The following is a 21,446-nucleotide window of genomic DNA, read 5'->3' on the forward strand; positions in this document are numbered from 1 at the left end:
TGGCTAGTCCAGCGTCAGGTTCAGCTCGTCTTCGGCACCGAAACCCGCACCGTTGACATCAGTTTCGATGTCCTCGTCGCTGTTGTCGATAAGCTGCAGGTAAGCGGGGTAAATAATGGTGTCCATGATGTGCTCGCGGGTCGGCAGATCCACGAATGCATTGTTTAGCGCATTCGAGGTCAGTTCGAACAGCTCGCTGTAGCCGTAACCGAAGTTCTCCACCAACTCCATGCACTCCCGGGTCATGGAAGTCGCACCAATCAGACGGTTATCCGTGTTGACCGTGCAGGCGAAACTCATATCGTCGAGAAGCGAGAACGGGTGATCCGCAACGCTGTCACAGACACCAGTCTGAACGTTGGAGGTCGGGCAGATTTCCAGCGGCATCTGGCGGTCACGAATAGCGGAGGCAACCTCCTGGCATTCGATGCCCTCGAGGGAAGCACCGAAGTCCTCGTAGATGCGCACGCCGTGACCCAGGCGGCGAGCACCTTGCACGACAGCGTCCTGCAACGAATCCACACCGGCGTCTTCACCTGCGTGAATGGTGACCGGAATGAGGTTTTCCCGCAGCATGGTGAATGCTTCGGCATGGTTAGCCGGTGGGAAGCCGTTTTCCGGTCCAGCGATGTCAAAACCGACAACGTACCCGTCGGAGTTCTTCCCGTAGTTGTCGATGACCAGCTGTGCGACTTCCTTGGAATTGTCATTCTGGCGCATCGCACAGACCAGCAGACGTGCGGTGATGTGCTTTCCCTCAGCGGCGGCATGGGCTTCACCCTGCGCCAGGCCTTCGACCAGCGCGTCGATGACAGCCTGCATATCCAGGCCCTTTTCCAAATGGTTTTCCGGAGCCAGGCGCAGCTCAGCGTAGACGACGTTGTCGGCGGCCAGATCCTCGACGGCCTCACGCGCCACGCGCGTCAGCGACTCAGCGGTCTGCATGACGGCGCAGGTGTGCGCGAAGGCGGTCAGGTAGCTCGGCAACGAGCCAGAGTTGCCGGTATCAATGAACCACTTCTCCAGTTCATCCACGTCGGTGGTGGGCAACTGATCGGTGTAACCGCAGTCCGCGGCCAGGTCGATAACGGTCTGCGGGCGCAGGCCGCCATCGAGGTGATCGTGAAGCAGTACCTTGGGCAGGCTGGCGACAACCTTGCGCATCTCATCGAGATTCGATGCCGAAGACTGTGTGTCCAGAGACTGAGCATCACTGTGCAAAGAATTAGTCATAATGGCCAGACTATCGGTATTGTGCCCTCCGCTTCTACTTCACTGCCGGTGAATCGTAATTCTGCTTTGTACAAAGGCTTCCGCTCCCCCGTTTTCCCCCATCCACACACGACGAATACGTCATTTCGGGTGACGTTTTACTACCCTTATCTCATCATGTTTCCCTCTCGCCGCTTCTCATCTGCCGTTACGCTGCTAGCTACCAGCGCTCTGCTTCTGCCGAGCACCGCCCCCGCAGCCATGGCGCAGAGCACCTCGCTTACCGACGACGCCCCGATTGTCGGTCCCGCACCTGATATCCGTGACACGGAGGGCTGCCCCTACAAGACCTTTCCACCAGCACCAGTGGATTCCTCTGAGGTTCCGGCTCCCGGCGAAACATCTCCCGCTCCACTTCCGGTTCCTCAAAAGCCGGCTGGAGGTAGCAAGATGTCCGCCTGCGGCATTGTCAGCGGTGAGGGGTTTGACGTTCCGAAGGACCTCTCCGCCTCTGCATGGACGGTGTTCGATTTGAAATCCGGCGATGTCCTTGCGGCGAAGGACCCGCACGGCCGCTACCGTCCGGCATCGATTATTAAGGTGCTGCTGGCGATGGAGGCAATCGAGAATTTGAAGCTCGACACCCCAGTCAAGGCGACCTTCGAGGACGCGAACATGGAGGGCTCTCGTGTCGGCATCGTCGAGGACGTGAACTACTCGGTAGAAACGCTCCTGACTGGTCTGTTGCTTAACTCCGGCAACGACACCGGCCACGCCTTGGCTCGCGAACTTGGTGGCATGGATAAGACCACAGAGAAGGTCAATGCCCTGGCAAAGAAGTTGGGGGCGACGGATACGCGAGTGGTCAACCCGACTGGTCTCGATGCTCCGGGACAGATGACGTCGGCATACGACATGTCACTGTTCTTCCAGCACGCATTCAACAATGAGACCTATCGCAAGCTCTCGGCCACCCGCCTGGCCACCATCCCCGGAGACAAGGCTCTCGAGGTCGATGACTTCGAAATCGCCAACGACAATCAGCTGATTGCCCAGGACTACCCCGGCGCCCTTGGAGGCAAGACTGGTTTTACCGACGATGCCCGTCACACCTTCGCTGGGGTGGCTGAGCGCGATGGCCGTCGTCTCGGCGTCATCGTTCTCGACGTCACTGTGGAGGATTCACCGCGCCCCTGGGAGCAGGCGGCATCGCTTCTCGACGCCGGCTTCGCGGCACCGCAGGACAGCTCTGTCGGTGTCCTCGAAGCGGAAGCGACTGAGGATAAGTTGGTAGAAAAATTGCCCGATATCCTGGACAACGAGTCAACAGGAACCGGGCTAAAAATTACTGTCAGCGCTGCCATCGTAGGTGTCATCGCATTGATTGCGATGGTCACCTACCGCTTCGGCAGACGCGATCGCGGCTAATTATTTCGAACCGAGCAGGCGGTTCAATCCGGACGGGTTGGCCGCTTCCGCACGGACGTTAATGACAGCAGGAGCAGGTGCATCCAGCTCCTCGTCGGCAAGCGCTTCTTCGGTCGTCGCCGTCCAGGCGGTGGCGTACATAGTGATGCGCCAGATGAGGTAGAAAACGACCATCAAACCGATGACCGGACCGAAAACTGCACCGGCCGGGTTCGACAGGGCGTTGGAGAAGAAAACGCTACCGAGCTGCTTGACAACCTCAAGGCCAATCGCACCGATAATCGCACCCTTTGCCGCAGAGCGGAACGGGGCGCCCCCGCGCGGCAGGAAAGCGAGCATCCAGAAGAACAGCAGCCAGTTGGCAACGAGACCAATGGCGATGGCAATCAATCCCGCAATAATTGTGATTCCCGGGACATGAGCCAGACCAATCTTGTCCAGCAGGGACTGGGTCAGTCCGGAAGAGCCGGCTGCGGTGACAGCGAAGGTCAGCAGGATCATAACCAGCATGCCCAGCAGACGCAGCAGGTCGCGAACCTTTCCCACCACGAAGTTGCTAGCGCCCAGCGGGCGCTTCCACAGCTGTGTCACTGCGTTGGAGAGGTTGCCCATCCAACCAAGACCCGACCACAGGGTGGCAATGAAACCGACGGTGAAGACGCCACCTGCCTGATCGATCGCGCCTTCGATAATTGCGTTGATGGTGTCGCCCATCGACCCATCGATGGAGTCGGTGATAGCGGACTGGATTTGCTCAAGCAGCTGCTCATTGCCACGCAGCACAAGCGCGAGGATGGCAAATGCCGTCATGATTAGGGGGAAAATCGACAGCACGGAGAAGTACGTGACAGCGGCGGCAAAAAAGTTGCCACCCTGCTCGGAGTAGCGCTCCTGCATCCGCATAACGTGATCGAACCACGCCCACTTTTCGCGGAGGCGGTCGATTGCGCTCGGTTCATCGGCGTGTACACGCTCGATGCCATAGCGGTCCGTTCTCTTCGGATCTTTTTGAGTAGAGGTTGCCATGTCCCCTACCTTAACGTGCCAGCTTTCGGTACGGAGACTGAAGCGCAGAGTCTACAGCTGAATTAACGGTTGGCGGCCTTCAGGAACCCGACTCGCTCGTACACATCTGCAAGTGTCTTGGCGGCAACTTCACGGGCACGGTCAGCGCCTTCGGCCAGGATCCGTTCCAACTCACCACGATCGGCCATGAGCTCCTCATAGCGTGCACGCAGTGGCGTGGTGAATGCCTCCAGCGCATCTGCGGTATCAGCCTTCAGCTGGCCGTAGCCAGCGCCTTCGTAGCCGGCAACGAGCTCGTCGACAGGCTTGTCGGTCAACGCCGACTGAATGACCAGCAGGTTGGAAACGCCCGGCTTGTTCTCACGGTCGAAGCGGATCTCTCCGTCATTGTCGGTAACGGCCGAGCGAATGCGCTTGGCGGAGACCTTCGGGTCGTCCAAGAGGTTAATAATGCCCTTCGGATTTGCACCCGACTTGCTCATCTTCGAGGTCGGATCCTGCAAGTCGTAAATTTTCGCGGAGCCTTCCATGATGTGTGGATCCGGCACCACGAAGGTCTTCTTGTAGCGGGAGTTGAAGCGCTGCGCCAGGTTACGCGTCAGTTCGAGGTGCTGGCGCTGATCCTCCCCCACCGGCACCAGCTGTGGGCGGTAGAGCAAGATGTCGGCAGCCATCAACATGGGGTACGCGAACAAACCAGCGGAGGTATGTTCCGCGCCCTGACGAGAGGACTTGTCCTTGAACTGCGTCATACGGCTGGCTTCACCAAAGCCAGTCAAGCAGGTCAACACCCATCCGAGCTCCGCGTGCTCGGGCACATGCGACTGCACGAAGAGCACCGACTTCTCCGGATCAATACCGAGTGCAATCAGCTGTGCGGCACCTGCGATAGTGCGCTGACGCAGCTCCTTCGGATTCTGCTCGACAGTGATGGCGTGCAGGTCTGGAATGAAGTAGTAAGCGTCGAAGTCATCCTGCAGATTAATCCAGTTCTTCAATGCACCCAGGTAGTTGCCCAGGTGGTAGGAATCTGCGGTCGGCTGAATGCCGGACAGAACGCGCTGCTTACGAGCACTCGGTGCAGGATTAGTTGCCTCAGGACCCTTGCTTTCACTCATAGCCAATAAGTCTAGCGCGAGGCCCGCAGTTGAGAGTCGACGACGTACCCGTTTCGACAACACCACGGGCTTTTGCAGGAAACCGACTGCCAAAAGCTAGCCCCGACGCCCCTCGTCCCCCTGCTCCACAAGCATTCGATCGGATAGCAATTTGACGGTGCGCGCCGCAGCGGCTGGCGATTCCTCGGGGTACAGTGCGCGCACCAACGTGATCGCTGGGCGAATGCCGTGTTCAGAGAGAACACGGCGAACACGCTCACGCTCCCCCTGGGTCAACTCGAGCGGGGCTACGGGTGGCCTACGGGTGTAGGACACGACCATCACGGCTCCCAGCAGAACAATGAGTCCGAGGGAAATCCACAGTGGCCACGCGTAGGCAAAAGACAGCACGATAAACGCAACAATGACACCGGAAGTCACGACCACTGGGACATTGACAGCAGTGCCAGGGTCGTTCTGCAGACTCCGTGCGATGGCTTCCAAATCGGCCATCTGGTGCCGCTTGTTATCGCTCTCGCCGTTTTTCACTGGGGATGTCCTCTCCTTTCCTGGTCCGCACCGAGCTCGCTTCAAGTCCCGCGCAGATTCGCGCTTGGGTTTTACAGCGGCTGAAGTCCCATCAGTCCTTCTTCAAATCTTAGGCGCTCGCGTCCCAAGTGCCGAACTAACCCACAGGTATTATTGGACTAATTCAATTCTCTTATCCGTCAGGAGTCCCATGCTCGCTGCCATTGCGGTTGCCGTCTTCATCCTGCTGGTCCCAGGCGCAGTTCTCGGTTGGGCCAGTGGGCTACGTCCCACGCTCGCGTTGGCATCTGCCGGCCCATTAATGCTGGGTGTGACCGGTTTTTCCGCATGGTTGTCTCACGCGCTCGGGCTGGATTACACCTGGCTCTTCGTGGCCGGCATGTGGGCATGGTTCTGTGCTATTGGCTATCTGGTGCGCAGATTCGTCCCCCGAGCAACGCCCGAAGACGGCTTCGATTCCGGCGTTGTCACCGCGATGATTGTCGTCGGAGTTACGGTAGTCGGCTCGATGCGCGCCATGCTCGTGCTTAACGACGTCCCTGGCGGCCCCGGCGCTATCCGCGAAGCCTGGGACATGCTCTGGCATACCAACTTCCTCCGGTTCATTGACGAGCATGCAATAGCCTCGCCCACCGCGGCCGGTGACCTGATGAATCAGGAGACCGGGGCCGAAATGTTCTACCCCACCGGCTGGCATGCCATGGCGGGGCTGCTGCCCGGCTCGGTCTTCCTCGATTCCAACGTGTTTGCGTTCTTGGCCCCGGCGCTGCTTGTTCCCGCAGCAACTGCGGTGCTAGCCCGCACCGCAGTTGGCCCTAAGTGGGCGGCCTATGCCGGTCCCGCAGCTGCCGTCGCGACGCTGATGCTTCCGGAGATTTGGGCGGCTCTTTGGCGCACATCCTCCATGCCGTATCTGCTCGCGGTGGCCACTTTGCCGATCGCTGCGGCTTTGACCATGCGGGGCTATATTGTCCCCGCTACGCTTGCCCTGGTCGGCACGTTTATCACCCACCCGGCCGGCGCAATTGCTGCTGTGCTCTTTGTTGGCTTGTGGTTGATCACCCAACCGAGTGTCAGTGGCCTCGCTCGCACACTAATTATCGGAGCGCTCTCACTGGTGATGACTCTCCCGGCAGCTTTGTCCGCGAGGGGGCAAGGCGAATCCGTTGCGGGCTTTACCGGCCAAATTGAGATTTCCCGCTCCGAATCACTGTGGCGAACTCTGATTGGGTTTTCCCGCTATGCTGACGAGCCCATCTTTTCCCGGACTGTTCTGGTTCTTGTGCTCATCGGCCTGGTGGTGGCGCTTGTCTCTCGCCTGCCAGACAGCCCATGGGCGCCGTGGCCGGCACTGGTTTTCGGGCTGCTCTTTGTGGTGTCCGATAGTGCGCAGTCCCGTTGGTCTGAGCCGTTCGGCACCTATCTGAAGTTTATTGGCACTTTCTTCTACGACATGCCGTACCGCATGCAGGCGGTTATGGGAATTCTGCGCGCAGTGCTGGTCGGCTACGCAGTCGCGGCTGCCGTTGTCGGGATTGTGGCTGCGGCGCAGTGGATCGTCGCAAAGCGAGATCAGCCGACCAAGTCGTGGAATCCTGCGCTGGCGATGGGGCTCGTAGCGGCACTGGCGATTGTGCCTGCGACCTGGGCGAGTGGGCCTGCTCAGCGCGAGGCAATTCGCCAGAGTTTCGGAAGCACGTTTGTGACCGCTGCGGACATGGAAGCTATTGATTGGCTGTCCGCACAGCCGCATGCGTTTGAGGGGCATATTCTCAATGACCGTCGTGACGGTTCTGCGTGGATGTATGCCATCGCCGGACTGCCGACCCTGTTCCGCCATTTCTCCTTCTCTGACAAAACTGCCGAGGCGAGCAACAAGCTGCCGATAAACGTTGACCTGCTGGGCTCACATCCAGAGTTCGATGCCATGGCGAAGAAATTGGGAGTGCACTACATCATTAGTTCCCCGCCGGGTGTGAACACGGATGGCACGGAGGCGCTGTCGATGCGTTCCTGGGCATGGCACGCGCCGGGGCTCACGCCTGTGTATCACGACAGTTCGGTGATGATTTTCGCGGTCAACAAGATGTTTTCACCTGAAGAGTTGCACGCTGTTGTCAACAGTTCCCCACACCGCCCGGCGCGCCCCAATCCGCTGTGGATGCCTCCGCGCCAGCCGATCGTCCCCTCCCCTGACGAGGCTGTCGATCCGCTCGCCGGCGCGCACATCACCGTCGACTCTCGCCGCGAGGCCATCGAGGCTATCAACGCCGACCTGCCTCGCGCGCTGCGTTTGAGTGGGGATACTTCCGCTCACATCGACAGCATCGTGCAACGCGCCAGCGACAAGCTCCGTCAGCGCGGCGCAATCGTTGGCGCACATTCGCTTGCCGACGACACGGCGAGCGCAGCCACCGTAATCGTCGGTCGCTCATCAGAGGGCCAGACTCTTTCTGGGGATAACATCGGCGATCGTGGCTTTTCGGTATCCGCTGTGGTGAAGTCTCTCGAACCTGAGGACGATGCTCCTGCCGATTGGCAGTTGGCGGCGGGTGTGCGCGACGGAATGGTGTACCGAGGTTTCAATCCGCACAGCAGTTACAGCACAAACGGGGTGCCAACCGAGTTTCGCACCGGCCTGGCGCCGGCAGTGGCGGTGAACCAGAGTTCGCGGCCACATGCGCCGACAATTGCGCTATCGCTGGGAGCGGTGGGCGCTGAAAAACTCACCCGCGATTTGGCCGACCCCGCTATGCAGGACAAATGGGCCGACGCCATCGTTGACGGCATCGCCTCCATGTTGCGGCAGAACCGGCATCTCGTAACTGCTCCCGAGCCTGAGATAATCCCAGAGTTCGCTGACGTCGGAGCACACTAGTCCGCTCGGGGTTAGGCGTATGCCGGGTTTAGGCGTACTCCACGATCACCGGCGCGTGGTCCGTCCAGCGAAGGTCGTAGGCGGCAGGCTTATCCACTACCGAGCTGACGGCACGCTTGAGCATTGGTTCGGTTACCGCCTGGTAGTCGATCCGCCAGCCGGCATCGGTATCGAACGCCTTACCGCGGTAGGTCCACCAGGACCAGGGACCGTCAGCCTCTGGGTGCAGACGGCGAGTGACATCAAACCACACCGGATCTGCATTGAGCTTCGGGGCCTCCCACACAGAACCATCGGAGAAGGCACCGGATTCCAGCTCCTTGTCGCTGGCCTGTACCTGCGAATCCTGGGGAACCTCATCGGGCCAGCAGCCGAAGACCGAGTCCATCCAGGCACGCTCCTGCGGTAGGAAACCGCTCTTGCGGCGGTTGGTCTTCCAGTTCTTCAAATCCTGTTCGCGGTGGCAGATGTTCCAGTCGCCGCCGATGACTGCGTGGTGACCGTCGCGCCCCTTGGCACCCAGTTCGGCCAGGTAGTCGGAGAAGGCATCGAGGAAGCGGTACTTCTCATCCTGCTTCTCGCTCAGGGCGGCACCAGAGGGCAGGTAGAGGCTGGCAATCTGGACATCCACATCCAGGCCGGTGTCCGCTGCCGGGGCAACACCACTGATAAACCGACCGGATTCTTCGAACTCCTCGGAGCCGATGCCCACCTGGACGTCGTTAAGCGGAAAGCACGAGAGAATGCCCACGCCGGCGCGCCCCTTGGCACCCAGGTTTTCAGCACCGACCCAATGCCATCCGGCATCGAAAGCGGGCGCGAGGGCCTTGCGTGCCTGGTCGTCGGTGGCGCGGACTTCCTGCAGCAAAACGACATCGGAACTGGTGTGCTTCAGCCACTCCAGCAATCCCAGATTGGTTTCGCTGCGCTCCTTGACGGCGGCGCGGATGCCGTTGACATTGATTGTCGCGATTGTAAGGCTCATGCCCTCATACGTTACCTATGCGTGCACTACGCCTTGAAGACCCCTAGCGCAGTTCGATGCGCTCGGCCTTCTTCGCCTGTGAGCGGCGGTAAAGAACAATGGTCGGCAGAGCGATGAAGATAGCCAACATCGCCAACGTCGCGCCGCCCAAAGCCGGTGCGCGGTAGCCATAACCGGACGCAATGACCCAACCACCGAGCGCCGCTCCGAATGCGTTGGCCATGTTCAATGCGGCCTGGTTGAGTGCTGCCGCCAGCGTCTGTGCGCGACCGGCGACATCCATCAGACGGGTCTGCAGATTAGGCACCAATACCGATCCCAGCAGACCGATAAGGAGGAAGTTGATCGTGCCCAGCACAGCATTCTGTGAGGTGAAGTAGAAGACGCTGAGCATGATTACCATCAGCACCAGCGCAACCATGATGCCCCACTCCCCGATGTGGTCGGAGAGCCAGCCACCGATGTAAGTACCGACAACCATGCCGATGCCGTAGGCCATCAGCACAATCCAGATGTGGTTTTCGCTCATGCCCGCTTCGCGAGTCATAGTCCAGGTGATGTAGGTGTAAACCGCGAACATGCCGCCGAAACCAACGGTGCCAATCGCGACGGTCAGCAGCACCTGCGGTGTCACCAGAGCCGAGAGCTCATCCATCGGACGTGTCTTCGGCATGCGGTTCATATGCGGCACGGCGAACCACAGCGAAACAAATGCAATCAGCCCGATGACCGCGACAAACGCGAAGGCGCTGCGCCAACCGTAAATCTGTCCCAGCACCTGCGCGGCCGGCACACCAATCACAGTCGCCACCGACAACCCCACGCCCGACAGAGCCACCATCTTGCCGCGCTGTCCCGGCTTAGCCAGGGAGGCCGCCACCAGCGCCGCCACCGAGAAATACGCGCCGTGCGGCAGACCGGCAATGAAGCGCGAGACCATGACTGCTTCGAAAGAGCCCAGTGTGCCTGCCCAAACCGTGGCACCATTGCCGATGGTAAATGCCGCCATCAGCAGCAGGAGCATGCGCCTGCGCGGAATCGAGCCGGTCAGCACGGTAATTAGGGGTGCGCCCACGACAACACCGAGTGCGTACATCGAAATCATGCGCCCTGCGGCATCCTCATCACGTCCGAAGGCATCAGCGATGTAAGGCAGCAGGCCCATGGCCACAAACTCGGTAACGCCGATGCCGAATGCACCGACCGACAGAGCCACAATCACCAAGATTCGGCGTAGATCAGAGATGTCGTCCTGCACCGGAACAGGACGGCGATGCGAGCTAAACGCTCCCGCACGACGCGCACGCGGTTTGTGGTCGTCGTTGTGGGTTGTTACTTCGCTTGACGACGTCATTGCGACCGTCTCCTTTTCTCTTCTTACGCCAGTTGGTGGACTCTCAGTTCCCCTCGACTTTCGACCCAAGACGGGCTCCCAAAACCGTGAGGGGAGCCGCAAGGGAAAAATGAGACTCTACTCCGCAACACAAAAATTTCGCTATTTAATCCGCCTGTTCCCCGGGTATTTGTGCGCGGAATAACATCTACGGCCATTAGTGGAAGTCGCTCACTCAAGTTCTTCTAAACCATTTTGCAATCGGCATTGTTTGCCGAGGACTACCATTCCCTCCGAGCGCCACGGACTTCCTACCCATCGAGCGCTCCGGGTCTTCGATGCTTCCGTACTAGCTACCGGGTAAATTGTTTTAAAAGATATTTCGAACTGCAATACCGATAGGATCTTGATCCACTATGGGCGACCGCTATAACCTCTACGAGTCTCTGAAGCTGGATAGCGCAGCCAGCACCGAAGAACTCCATGCAAATCTTTCTAATCAGCTCTCCGAACTGCGAGATGCTGGCGTCTCGGAGTACTCCGGCGAGTTCCAGGAGAAGCTCACTGCGCTGCAGGTGCTTGGCGATGAGGGACGTCGTCGCGAATACGACGCTTTGCTGTCCGATGAGAACGCCACCATCACCATCGCGACGCTGCGCGAGCTGGCAAATCGCCCGGTACCCACTGCGCAGGAATCCTCGTTCCAGACGCAAACCCAGCAAGCACAGTGGTCCGCCCCGACTCAAACCAGTCCTGCGACAGTAACCACCACGGTGACCACGGATGTACCACCGCTGCCTGCAAACGCCACACTGCAGAACATGTGGCAGCGCATGCCACTCATCCCCCGAATCACTACCGGCTTGGTCGGTTTTTCAACTCTGATTGGCATCATCGCAGTTCTGTACGCAATCACGCTCGGCATCCAGGGCGCCAACGATCTCGGCAGCCTAGAGTCATCGTTGGGTGATTCTTGGGATGACATCGGCTACATTATGGGCGCTGCAGCCGCCCTCGTTCTTGTTCCGCTCCTGTTACTGCTGGGAATGATGCTTGTCACCTTGACCGCATACTGGATTCACTCCATCCTCCGCGGTGAAGACTCGACGGCACCAATCTTTTTCTGCGTCACCGTGGCACCACTGGCGTTGGCTATGACCATCATCCCCCTCCTGTTCTTGAGCTCCTGGGTGGATGTAGTCCTCTTCCTCGCAGGTGCCATGCTGATCGCGGCTTGCGTTCTTATGTTCCTCAAGGACATGCGCGCATGGTTCCGCGGCCAGAAACTGGTCAGGACTACCCAGTCGGCGCCGGGGCAGGGCTATGCTCCGCAGTACCCCCAGTCTCAGAACATTCAGGGTTACCAGTTCGGCCAGAACAATCCTCCGAACAATACGCAGAACTAACTAGGCTGCCCTGAACAACCGCGCCGGCGTGCACGACACCCCAGCGCGGTTTTTCGTATTTGAAGGGTTTGAGCGCGGGGGCCGTCGTAAAGCGAAAAATGGAATGAAAAGCGGCGAATAAGCGACAAATAATTGCGCATTTCGTGACTTACCTCACATAATTGCGTTATTCATATCACTATCACTGTTTTTGCGCTATGCCCCGACACAACCCAAGATTCAAAACTGGGTTATCGTGGAACAAAACAGATAGGAGACATGAATTATGGCGACAATTATTTGGACCCGTACTGACGAAGCCCCTCTGCTGGCGAGCTACTCGCTGAAGCCAATCGTGGAGGCATTTGCAAGCCAGGCTGGTGTCAATGTTGAAACCCGCGACATCTCCCTCGCAGGCCGCATTCTGGCTCAGTTCCCGGAGCGCCTTTCGGACGAGCAGAAGGTAGAGGATGCGCTGGCAGCCCTGGGCAAGCTGGTCAAGGAGCCGGACGCCAACATCATCAAGCTGCCGAATATCTCTGCATCCGTCCCGCAGATTAAGCGCGCTGTCGCAGAGCTGCAGGAAAAGGGCTATGACATTCCGAAGTACAAGTCGCAGCCGGAAGGCGAGGAAGAGACCGCCGACCGCGCCAAGTTCGACAAGGTCAAGGGCTCTGCCGTTAACCCGGTACTGCGTGAGGGCAACTCCGACCGCCGCGCTCCGGAGCCGGTGAAGAACTACGCCCGCAAGCACCCGCACCGCATGGGCGCTTGGTCCGCAGACTCCAAGACCAACGTCGCCACCATGGCCTCCAACGACTTCCGCCACAACGAGAAGTCCGTTGTCATGCCGGCCGACGACAAGCTGACCTACCAGCTCGAGGCTAACGACGGCCAGATCATCACCCTGAAGAAGGACATGCCGGTCCTCAAGGGCGAGATTATTGACGGCACGGGCATGAACGTCCACATCCTGGACAACTTCCTGCGCGCTCAGATCCGTCGCGCACAGCGCGAGAACATCCTGTTCTCCGTCCACTTGAAGGCCACCATGATGAAGGTCTCCGACCCGCTAATCTTCGGCGAGGTTGTCAAGGCCTTCCTGCCATCTGTTTTCCCGAAGTTCGAGTCCAAGCTGGCTGCCGCCAACCTGACTCCGGACAACGGCCTGGGCGCCATGCTCGATGGTCTACACAAGCTTGACGACGCTACTGCGGCGGCCGTCAAGTCCGCTATCGAGAAGGACCTGAAGGAAGGTCCGGCCCTTTACATGGTCAACTCCGATAAGGGCATCACCAACCTCCACGTTCCGTCTGACGTCATCGTTGACGCTTCCATGCCGGCCCTGATCCGCAACGGCGGCAAGGGCTGGGGTCCGGATGGTGAGGAGCGCGACACCCTCGCAGTCATCCCGGACTCTTCCTACGCAGGCGTCTACCAGGCTGTTATCGAGGACTGCCGCGCCAATGGCGCTTTCGACCCGGCCACCATGGGCTCTGTCCCGAACGTCGGCCTGATGGCTCAGAAGGCTGAGGAGTACGGCTCCCACGACAAGACTTTCCAGATTCCGGTTGACGGTGTCCTGCAGGTCATCAACTCCGCTGGCGAGGTTCTGATTGAGCACCACGTCGCCGAGGGTGACATCTGGCGCTCCTGCCAGACCAAGGACGCCCCAATCCGCGACTGGGTGAAGCTGGCCGTTAACCGCGCTCGTATCACTGGCGACCCTGCAGTGTTCTGGCTGGACCCGCAGCGTGCACACGACAACAACCTGATCAGCAAGGTCAACGAGTACCTGGCAGATCACGACACCGAGGGTCTGGATATCCGCATCATGGATCCGGTGTCCGCTACCAAGTTCTCCCTCGAGCGCATCCGCCGCGGCGAGAACGCCATTTCCGTAACCGGTAACGTTCTGCGTGACTACCTCACCGACCTGTTCCCGATCATGGAGCTGGGCACCTCCGCCAAGATGCTGTCGGTCGTGCCGCTGATGGCCGGGGGCGGCCTGTTCGAGACCGGCGCAGGCGGTTCCGCACCGAAGCACGTCCAGCAGGTTCAGGAAGAAAACCACCTGCGCTGGGACTCCCTGGGTGAGTTCCTGGCACTGGCCGAGTCCCTGCGCTACGCCGCTGAGCATGACGACGACCCACGTCCACGCGTCCTGGCTGAGGCCCTGGACAAGGCAACCGCTACCCTGCTCGACGAGGGCAAGTCGCCGTCCCGCAAGGCTGGCGAAATCGACAACCGCGGCTCCCACTTCTACCTGGCTCTCTACTGGGCACAGGAGCTGGCCAAGCAGGACGAGAACTCCGAGCTGAAGGAAGTTTTCGCACCGGTCGCTAAGGCTCTCACGGAGAAGGAAGAGTCCATCGCCAAGACCCTGATTGATGCTCAGGGTTCCCCAGCTGATCTGGGTGGCTACTTCCTGCCGGACGATGAGAAGACCTCCGCAGTTATGCGTCCGTCCGCTGAGTTCAACGAGATCATCGACGGTCTGAAGAAGTAGGACTAGCTGCTTGCTCCTGGCTGGTCTGGCTGACCTGGTTGGCCCAGGCTGGTCTAGGCCGACCTAGGCTGACCGCCGGTTTCGGGCGATAGCCCCTCGCTCATGTTGCATTTGATGCACATGGCGCGAGGGGCTTTTTCTATGCCCTGACTTCCGTAACGGTCTTGACAGTACCCAGTGCTTTTCGGCGCTTTACGGTACCCTTCGCCCATACTCAGTCCCCTGTTTGGCTCACCTCGACACTCGGCACCGCAGCGCCCGATGCCCCGGCACCGCAGTGCCTCACCCCATGAGTTAGTGACTACCTTTATGACACTTTTGCCCAGAAAATTGCATTGAAACTGTCATAAAGGTAGTCAGTAACTCCTTCGGCAAACCGCCACCCGTCGAACACCACTCGCCACGCGCCACCCACCACGCGCCACCCACGCCCCCTATACGCAGCAGCCCCACACACAACTAGCCACAGCTCCCTACACACCCCACCCCCGCAACCGACCACGTCCTCAGAACCAATCAAGCCAATCCGTACTAAGCGGGCTATAGCACTCTCGACACAGATACACACACCCTCTTACCTTGGGTTTTTCCAAAACTTTGCAATAGACAGCTTGGTTCACTATTGTTTGTAAGCAACGTTTTGAACAATCTCAAAAACCGCAAGGAAGTATCTGAAATGACCACCAAGTACGACAACAGCAACGCCGCCAACTGGGGCCTGTCCACTCGCGCTATTCACGCCGGTTTCGCTCCGGACGCACAGACCTCCGCGCGCAACCTGCCGATTTACAACACCTCCTCCTACGTCTTCGATTCCGCTGAGCACGCTGCCAACCGCTTCAACCTTTCGGATGCAGGCCCGATTTACTCCCGCCTGACCAACCCGACTGTGGATGCCGTCGAGCAGCGCATCGCCAGCCTCGAAGGCGGCGTCGCTGCCGTACTGTTCTCCTCCGGCCAGGCAGCTGAGACCGCTGCTGTCCTCACCCTGGCTCGTGCAGGCGACCACTTCGTCGTTTCGCCACGCCTTTACGGCGGTACTGAGACCCTGTTCAAGGTCACCCTGCCGCGCCTTGGCATCGACTGCACTTTCGTCGAGAACCCGGATGACCCGGAGTCCTGGCAGGCAGCAGTTCAGGACAACACCGTCGGTTTCTACGGTGAGTCCATCGCCAACCCGCAGATCGACGTCCTCGATATCCCTGCCATCGCCGAGGTTGCACACCGCAACAACGTTCCGCTGATTGTCGACAACACGGTTCCGACCCCGGCCCTGCTGCGCCCGCTCGAGCACGGTGCTGACGTCGTGGTTTCCTCCACCACCAAGTTCCTGACTGGTAACGGCTCCTCCCTTGGCGGTGTCATCGTCGACGGTGGCAAGTTCGACTGGACTCAGACCCGCAACGGCCGTTCCATCTTCCCGAACTTCACCGAGGCCGACGAGGCTTACCACGGCCTGAAGTTCGCCGACCTGGGCGCCCCGGCCTTCGCACTGCGTGCTCGCGCTGGCATTCTCCGCGACACCGGCGCTGCCCCGGCTCCGTTCAACGCCTGGGTTCTGGCTCAGGGCCTCGACACCCTGGCTCTGCGCATCGAGCGCCACAATGAGAACGCCAAGGCTGTCGCTGAGTTCCTCGAGAACCACCCGCTGGTCGCCAAGGTCAACTACGCCGGCCTGCCGAGCTCCCCGTGGTACGAGACGCTGAACAAGCTGGGCCTTTCCGGCGCCAGCGGCGTACTCTCCTTCGACCTGAAGGATGCCGACACCGCCAAGGCTTGGAAGTTTATTGACGCTCTGAAGCTGCACTCCAACGTCGCCAACATCGGCGACGTCCGCTCGCTGGTTGTCCACCCGGCCACCACCACCCACTCCCAGTCCGATGAGGAGGGTCTGACCCGCGCCGGCATTTCCCAGGCCACCGTTCGCCTCTCTGTCGGTATCGAGAACATCGATGACATCATCGCCGATCTCGAGGGCGGCTTCGCAGCACTCGCGTAGACCGTTTGTACACAGACACAGAACGGACTAAGTAGTCTATAAGGCATGAGCTTTTCCCCATCTACCCCGGCCGCCCTCCCACCCGAGGGCGAGCCGGGGCGTGTCTTTATCGGCGATGTCACAACCGAGGCTGGCGCGGTCATCCCCGACGTCACTGTCGAGTTCGAACGCTGGGGTCGGCTTAACGACGACTGCTCGAATGTCATCCTCCTCGAGCACGCTCTAACCGGCGACGCCCACGCTTCCGGCCCCTCGGATGAGTACCACCCGACTGCGGGTTGGTGGAACGGGATGATTGGCTCTGCCCGCGCACTGGATACCGACGAGTACTGCATTATCTGCACCAACGTCATCGGTGGCTGTCGCGGTACAACCGGCCCTTCCAGTCCACATCCGGACGACGGCAAGCCCTGGGGCTCTCGCTTCCCCGCAATCTCCGTGCGCGACACGGTGACGGTGGAGCACCTGGCGCTGCAAGAACTGGGAATTTCCCGCCTCCAAGCTGTCATTGGTGGCTCCCTGGGTGGGGCTCGCGCACTTGAATGGTCACTGATGCACCCGGATTTCGTCGGCAAGGCATTGGTGATGTGTGTCGGCGCACGTGCGTCTGCTTGGCAGATTGGTATTCAGTCTGCGCAGATTCAATTCATTGAGTCCGATCCCGATTGGCATGGCGGCGACTACTACGACCGCGGTGTGACTCCGGCCCGAGGTCTGGGTTTTGCACGCAGGGTCGCGCATTTGACGTACCGTGGCGAGCTGGAGATGGATGACCGCTTTGGCGCGGCAGCGCAGCCCGGTGAGGATCCGTTGGGCGCGATGCGCACGGAAGATCGATTCCAGGTAGAAAGCTACTTGGATCATCAGGCGAAGAAGCTGGCTCAGCGTTTCGATGCCGGCTCGTATGTCGTGCTCACCGATACCTTGAATCGGCACAATATTGGCCGTGGTCGCGGTGGCCTCAACGAGGCGCTGCACTCGTCAACCGTGCCGACCATGGTTGCCGGTGTGGACACAGACATTCTCTACCCCTTCCACCAGCAGGAGCACCTCGCCCGCAATCTGGGCAACTGCTTGGGGCTAGAAAAGATTGAATCCGCCGTGGGGCACGACGGATTCTTGACGGAGTTCGAACGAGTGGATTCGATTGTGCGTAATTTCCTCGCCCGCGATGTCAGCTAATGTCAGCTAGCTTCCCAGCGCATCCACGCTGACTGCAAGGAATACGATTCCCATCCCGATTATGGAGCAAAACCATAGGTCAAAGGCCCGGGATCGCACAGAGAACACACCTAAAATGCTGTCCGGCAGGTACTGCCTAGCCACGCCGAGCAGCATCATTGTGCTTCCCAGCATGAATGTGGCACGTCGCCACCGCTCCAGCCCCAGGAACACAACGAAGGCGGACATGCCGAAAAAGAGCGCGCCGTAAATCGTATACTGCACCCACATTGGCCACGATGCCCCCGGCGGCGGGGTCTTCGGGCTGTGCGGGTTCAGCATTGGATCCGGCAGATCTTCCCGCCGGGCACGCTGCGCAATTTCCCTTTTCGACACGAGTTGTTCCTCCTGGCTGGCTAGGCCAGACCAGCGAGCTTTTCAGCGCGCTCGACGACATTGCGTACGAGGAAAGCGCGAGTCAGTGGGCCGACACCACCTGGGTTCGGGGATACGTAACCGGCAATGTCCCAGACGTCATCAGCAACGTCACCGGCCAGCTTGCCGTCGACACGCGAAACTCCCACGTCGAGTACAGCAGCGCCAGGCTTGACCATGTCTGCAGTAAGCATATGAGCGACACCAGCGGCTGCGATGATGACATCAGCCTGACGGGTTTCAGCGGCCAAGTCCTTGGTGCCGGTGTGACATAGCGTCACGGTGGAGTTCTCGCTGCGGCGAGTGAGCATCAGGCCGATTGGGCGACCAACGGTGACACCGCGGCCGATAACAACAACCTTGGCACCGTTGAGCTCGACGCCGAAGCGTCGCAGCAGGTGGATACAGCCGTTTGGAGTACACGGCAGTGGTGCTGGCTCATTGAGGACCAGCTTGCCCAGGTTTACCGGGTGGAGGCCATCGGCATCCTTCTCCGGATCGATGAGCCCCAGAATACGGTTTTCATCCAGGTGCTTCGGCAGTGGCAACTGAACAATGTAGCCTGTGCACTCCGGGCTTTCATTCAGCTCGGTGATTACTGCCTCGAGCTCTTCCTGCGTGGTGTCAGCCGGAAGGTCACGGCGGATAGAGGCGATACCAATCTGCTCACAGTCGCGATGCTTCATCTTGACGTAAGAGTGGCTGCCTGGGTCATCACCAACCAACACGGTGGCCAGCCCCGGGGTGTAGCCGGCTTCCATCAAACGCTCAACGCGCTTTTCCAGGTCTTCAAAGATTTCGTCTCGGTAGAGTTTGCCATCAAGCTTTGTCGCTGCCATGGCATTTATCTTAGGCACAGGAGCGAATAATGCCCAGAAACGCCCCGTAACCGCCCTCGCCTTGGCCCTATTTACCGCCCACAAAGCCCTGCTGACGCCAGACTTCATAAGCAGCCACTGCTGCGGCGTTGGAAAGGTTCATGCTGCGACGAGCTGGCAGCATCGGAATTCGGATTAATTGTGTAATTCGCGGATCATCGAGCACTGACTGTTCCAACCCGGTTGGCTCCGGGCCAAAGAGCAGTACATCGGTATTCGTGTACTCAATATCGGTGTGCCAAGTGTCAGCGTGAGCGGTGAAAGCAAAGATGCGGCACCCTTGGCTGGCAAAGGTCTCCAACGCTTGATCGATGGAATCGTGAATACGCACATCAGCCAGGTCATGGTAATCCAGCCCGGCGCGACGCAGATTCTTGTCATCGAAGTTGAACCCCAATGGCTTGGCCAGATGCAGCATAGCTCCAGAGCCCGCACACATGCGGATAGCGTTTCCGGTGTTCGGCGGGATGACAGGCCGGTCAAAAAGCACGTGGCAGGTGTGGCTCGTAATCCAGTCTGTGGAGTTGGTTGGCTCGGCGTTCGTTGGCTCGGTCGTGGCGCTATTCATTTCTTCCGTCAGTTCTTTTCCGCTGCTTCTTTTACTGCTCGTTGTTGGTTTCTGCTGCCGCTGTCGTGGCAGGCGCCGCATCGCACACACCGTGCTCGGTGAAAAACGCGATGATGGTCTCACCGATTAGCGCTCGGCTCCTCGGCTTCGAGAACTTATGGCCCTCTCCCTCGACCACTAGAAAATCGGTGGGCACGCCGTATGCGTCCATGGCGTTGCGCATCTGACCGGACTCTCGCGGAGGCACGTTGGTATCCCACTCGCCGTGGATAAAGAGAGTTGGAACCTTCATTTCCTCCGCACGGTGCAGCGGCGAGATATCGCGCAGAAGCTCAGCATCCTGGTACGGGTAGCCGTATCGGGGGAACGCGGCCTGCGCCAACCAGGGCTCGGTGGATTGGTAGTAGGTTTCAAAACTTGTCATTCCGCAGGCATCGACGATGGCCGCAAACTGATCCGGATACCATGCCGAGGCCAACAACGACATGAAGCCACCGTAGGATCGCCCGCCCAGAGCAATGCGTTCTGGGTCCGCCAACCCGGCATCAACGAGGAAGGCACGCGCCGCTGCGATATCCGCAATAGCGGCAAAGCGTCCATAGCGGTCACCTGCGTGCTCGAATGACCTACCGGACCCCGAGGAACCGCGCACGTTAGGAGTGAACACCACGAAGCCCGCCTCCACAATGCTGGCTAGAACATCGTGGTGGATGGGTTTCGCCTGCAGCTCTGGTCCGCCGTGGATGTGGATAAAAGCCGGCGGTAGTGCGTTTCCGGAAACGTCATTAGAACTATTGCGCACCGACTCCGGAAGGTAGAGCCAACCAGACAGTTCCAACCCATCGCGGGAGACAAAGTAGACCAGCTCTGGGGCCGGCATAGTCTCCAGATTCTTCTCTTCCAGAGCCAAAATCCGTTCGGTGCGATCCATGTCCAATGGCTCAATGACACCACCGATATTGCGCAGAATCTCCACCGTTGGCGCAAGGCCTGGCCCTTCTACTGTCAGGGAGATCAGCTCACCGTCACCGGAGATTGACAGCTCACGCGCAACCATGCCCGGCAATTCCACATTGCGGCGCACCATCACCCGCATGTCGTCAGTCTGCGGGTGAAGGCCAAGGGTAAGCACCTCAAGCGTGCTGACCCCACCGCTGTTCCACAGCACAGCCGCAGTGGAGGAATCCTCACTGATGACAAATTCTTCGACGTCTTGATCCGGATTGCCAATGAACTCCTCGACATCAACTTCGATGCCGATCTTCATATCCAAAATCTCCGCTGCGGTCGATTCCGCTGTGCGCGGCTCAGTAGTGCTGATACCGCTATCGGGAGTAATACCCAGGCGCAGGATGCGACGCTGTTCCGCGCCATGATCTGAGAGTACGAATGCGGTCAGCTTCTCCTGCCCCGGATGCGCCAATAAGACACCGGCATCTGTGGTGGAGCCGGGATCGGACGGCAACAGCGGCTGCCACTGCTGCCCCGGCCCGACCAGCAGTAGCTCACGGTGGCCTCGCGGCCCCACCCGCACGAGGCCAAACCCGCCTTCAGCCGCTACCAGCTGGCTGTCAGTGCGTTTATCAATGACCTCATACTTTGAGTTCGTCGGGTTGACCAAACGCGCATAGTTAATGCCCTGGGCATCGACCGCGTTCATCGCTAGGAGATCGTTATCCCATTCCACCAGTGTGGCGCGCATATCCGCATCCATACGCAGGGGGCGGGCACCGTCGACCTCCGGATCGGTGGATACCAGCCAGGTCTGCAGTCGCTCCGTACCGTACGGAGAGACCTCGCAGGCGATCCACTTTCCATCCGGGGAGTGCAGCACCCTGGTAACCGGGCCTTCCACCGGCAGTTTCACGGGGCGCTCCGCCCCTAGCCCCTCCGGAGTAATCTCCTGCTGTACCGCATGCGGGTAGCCGCTATCGCGGACAATAAAGGCGATTGCACTCCCATCCGGTGCTAACGAGGATTCATAGGTCTGGCGCATGACAATC

The 21,446-nt window shown here is 59.5% G+C and carries 16 protein-coding genes; 6 read left to right on the plus strand and 10 right to left on the minus strand.

What is annotated here, in order from left to right; genetic code table 11:
- Positions 1–3: 3 nt before the first annotated feature.
- Positions 4–1,233: an adenosine deaminase gene (locus AB1Z34_RS00690; RefSeq protein WP_367157752.1), complete on the minus strand. Its 1,230-nt coding sequence runs from the start codon at positions 1,231–1,233 to the stop codon at positions 4–6.
- Positions 1,234–1,389: 156 nt separating this feature from the next.
- Here AB1Z34_RS00690 and AB1Z34_RS00695 point away from each other — a divergent pair, with 156 nt between their 5' ends.
- Complete coding sequence (locus tag AB1Z34_RS00695; protein ID WP_193394157.1) at positions 1,390–2,640, plus strand: D-alanyl-D-alanine carboxypeptidase family protein; 1,251 nt, start codon at positions 1,390–1,392, stop codon at positions 2,638–2,640.
- Here AB1Z34_RS00695 and AB1Z34_RS00700 read toward each other — a convergent pair whose 3' ends face one another.
- From AB1Z34_RS00700 to AB1Z34_RS00710, 3 genes are all read right to left on the minus strand, one after another.
- On the minus strand, positions 2,641–3,666 hold the full coding sequence (locus AB1Z34_RS00700; protein WP_016422146.1) for a YhjD/YihY/BrkB family envelope integrity protein: 1,026 nt from the start codon (positions 3,664–3,666) through the stop codon (positions 2,641–2,643).
- 62 nt (positions 3,667–3,728) lie between these two features.
- Positions 3,729–4,784 (minus strand): tryptophan--tRNA ligase, encoded by a 1,056-nt coding sequence (gene trpS, locus AB1Z34_RS00705; RefSeq protein ID WP_049171954.1) that lies wholly within the window; start codon positions 4,782–4,784, stop codon positions 3,729–3,731.
- 96 nt (positions 4,785–4,880) lie between these two features.
- The gene (locus AB1Z34_RS00710; protein ID WP_016422144.1) at positions 4,881–5,312 is read right to left on the minus strand and encodes a hypothetical protein; all 432 of its coding nucleotides are present in this window, start codon (positions 5,310–5,312) and stop codon (positions 4,881–4,883) included.
- A 190-nt stretch (positions 5,313–5,502) separates the two neighbouring features.
- On the opposite strand from AB1Z34_RS00710, the gene AB1Z34_RS00715 reads away from it, so the two are divergent.
- The gene (locus AB1Z34_RS00715; RefSeq protein WP_367157753.1) at positions 5,503–8,190 is read left to right on the plus strand and encodes a DUF6541 family protein; all 2,688 of its coding nucleotides are present in this window, start codon (positions 5,503–5,505) and stop codon (positions 8,188–8,190) included.
- A 28-nt stretch (positions 8,191–8,218) separates the two neighbouring features.
- Here the strand turns inward: AB1Z34_RS00715 and AB1Z34_RS00720 are convergent, their stop codons facing one another.
- Both AB1Z34_RS00720 and AB1Z34_RS00725 read right to left on the minus strand, forming a co-directional pair.
- Positions 8,219–9,175 (minus strand): exodeoxyribonuclease III, encoded by a 957-nt coding sequence (locus tag AB1Z34_RS00720; protein ID WP_070603504.1) that lies wholly within the window; start codon positions 9,173–9,175, stop codon positions 8,219–8,221.
- A 43-nt stretch (positions 9,176–9,218) separates the two neighbouring features.
- Positions 9,219–10,529 carry an MFS transporter gene (locus AB1Z34_RS00725; protein WP_367157754.1) on the minus strand — a complete coding sequence of 437 codons (1,311 nt, stop codon included), beginning with the start codon at positions 10,527–10,529 and terminating at the stop codon, positions 9,219–9,221.
- Positions 10,530–10,924: 395 nt separating this feature from the next.
- Here AB1Z34_RS00725 and AB1Z34_RS00730 point away from each other — a divergent pair, with 395 nt between their 5' ends.
- From AB1Z34_RS00730 to AB1Z34_RS00745, 4 genes are all read left to right on the plus strand, one after another.
- A complete protein-coding gene (locus AB1Z34_RS00730; protein WP_070604440.1) occupies positions 10,925–11,914 on the plus strand; it encodes a molecular chaperone DnaJ in 990 nt (329 codons plus the stop codon).
- 265 nt (positions 11,915–12,179) lie between these two features.
- Positions 12,180–14,402: an NADP-dependent isocitrate dehydrogenase gene (locus AB1Z34_RS00735; protein WP_367157755.1), complete on the plus strand. Its 2,223-nt coding sequence runs from the start codon at positions 12,180–12,182 to the stop codon at positions 14,400–14,402.
- A gap of 676 nt (positions 14,403–15,078) precedes the next feature.
- On the plus strand, positions 15,079–16,401 hold the full coding sequence (locus tag AB1Z34_RS00740) for an O-acetylhomoserine/O-acetylserine sulfhydrylase (protein ID WP_048731554.1): 1,323 nt from the start codon (positions 15,079–15,081) through the stop codon (positions 16,399–16,401).
- Positions 16,402–16,446: 45 nt separating this feature from the next.
- Positions 16,447–17,583: a homoserine O-acetyltransferase gene (locus tag AB1Z34_RS00745; RefSeq protein ID WP_070595947.1), complete on the plus strand. Its 1,137-nt coding sequence runs from the start codon at positions 16,447–16,449 to the stop codon at positions 17,581–17,583.
- Between the two features lie 6 nt (positions 17,584–17,589).
- On the opposite strand, the gene AB1Z34_RS00750 is transcribed toward AB1Z34_RS00745, so the two are convergent.
- The 4 genes from AB1Z34_RS00750 to AB1Z34_RS00765 all read right to left on the minus strand — a co-directional run bounded on the left by AB1Z34_RS00750 (position 17,590) and on the right by AB1Z34_RS00765 (position 21,439).
- A complete protein-coding gene (locus AB1Z34_RS00750) occupies positions 17,590–17,958 on the minus strand; it encodes a DUF3017 domain-containing protein (protein WP_005510063.1) in 369 nt (122 codons plus the stop codon).
- A 20-nt stretch (positions 17,959–17,978) separates the two neighbouring features.
- Entirely contained in the window at positions 17,979–18,836 is an 858-nt protein-coding gene (locus tag AB1Z34_RS00755) for a bifunctional methylenetetrahydrofolate dehydrogenase/methenyltetrahydrofolate cyclohydrolase (protein ID WP_049169923.1), read from the minus strand.
- Between the two features lie 67 nt (positions 18,837–18,903).
- Positions 18,904–19,443, minus strand: a complete 540-nt coding sequence (locus tag AB1Z34_RS00760; RefSeq protein ID WP_049169925.1) for a tRNA (cytidine(34)-2'-O)-methyltransferase — start codon at positions 19,441–19,443, stop codon at positions 18,904–18,906.
- A 31-nt stretch (positions 19,444–19,474) separates the two neighbouring features.
- Complete coding sequence (locus tag AB1Z34_RS00765) at positions 19,475–21,439, minus strand: alpha/beta hydrolase family protein (RefSeq protein WP_367157756.1); 1,965 nt, start codon at positions 21,437–21,439, stop codon at positions 19,475–19,477.
- Between the last annotated feature and the right edge of the window lie 7 nt (positions 21,440–21,446).

This window comes from Corynebacterium sp. 045007 (assembly GCF_040743205.1).
Taxonomy (GTDB): domain Bacteria; phylum Actinomycetota; class Actinomycetes; order Mycobacteriales; family Mycobacteriaceae; genus Corynebacterium; species Corynebacterium jeikeium_D.

Excerpts from the sequence above, each read along its gene's own strand:
- AB1Z34_RS00690 (WP_367157752.1), bottom strand. The coding sequence starts at position 1,233 with ATGACTAATTCTTTGCACAGTGATGCTCAGTCTCTGGACACACAGTCT.
- AB1Z34_RS00695 (WP_193394157.1), top strand. The coding sequence starts at position 1,390 with ATGTTTCCCTCTCGCCGCTTCTCATCTGCCGTTACGCTGCTAGCTACC.
- AB1Z34_RS00700 (WP_016422146.1), bottom strand. The coding sequence starts at position 3,666 with ATGGCAACCTCTACTCAAAAAGATCCGAAGAGAACGGACCGCTATGGC.
- trpS (WP_049171954.1), bottom strand. The coding sequence starts at position 4,784 with ATGAGTGAAAGCAAGGGTCCTGAGGCAACTAATCCTGCACCGAGTGCT.
- AB1Z34_RS00715 (WP_367157753.1), top strand. The coding sequence starts at position 5,503 with ATGCTCGCTGCCATTGCGGTTGCCGTCTTCATCCTGCTGGTCCCAGGC.
- AB1Z34_RS00720 (WP_070603504.1), bottom strand. The coding sequence starts at position 9,175 with ATGAGCCTTACAATCGCGACAATCAATGTCAACGGCATCCGCGCCGCC.
- AB1Z34_RS00725 (WP_367157754.1), bottom strand. The coding sequence starts at position 10,529 with ATGACGTCGTCAAGCGAAGTAACAACCCACAACGACGACCACAAACCG.
- AB1Z34_RS00730 (WP_070604440.1), top strand. The coding sequence starts at position 10,925 with ATGGGCGACCGCTATAACCTCTACGAGTCTCTGAAGCTGGATAGCGCA.
- AB1Z34_RS00735 (WP_367157755.1), top strand. The coding sequence starts at position 12,180 with ATGGCGACAATTATTTGGACCCGTACTGACGAAGCCCCTCTGCTGGCG.
- AB1Z34_RS00740 (WP_048731554.1), top strand. The coding sequence starts at position 15,079 with ATGACCACCAAGTACGACAACAGCAACGCCGCCAACTGGGGCCTGTCC.
- AB1Z34_RS00745 (WP_070595947.1), top strand. The coding sequence starts at position 16,447 with ATGAGCTTTTCCCCATCTACCCCGGCCGCCCTCCCACCCGAGGGCGAG.
- AB1Z34_RS00755 (WP_049169923.1), bottom strand. The coding sequence starts at position 18,836 with ATGGCAGCGACAAAGCTTGATGGCAAACTCTACCGAGACGAAATCTTT.
- AB1Z34_RS00760 (WP_049169925.1), bottom strand. The coding sequence starts at position 19,443 with ATGAATAGCGCCACGACCGAGCCAACGAACGCCGAGCCAACCAACTCC.
- AB1Z34_RS00765 (WP_367157756.1), bottom strand. The coding sequence starts at position 21,439 with ATGCGCCAGACCTATGAATCCTCGTTAGCACCGGATGGGAGTGCAATC.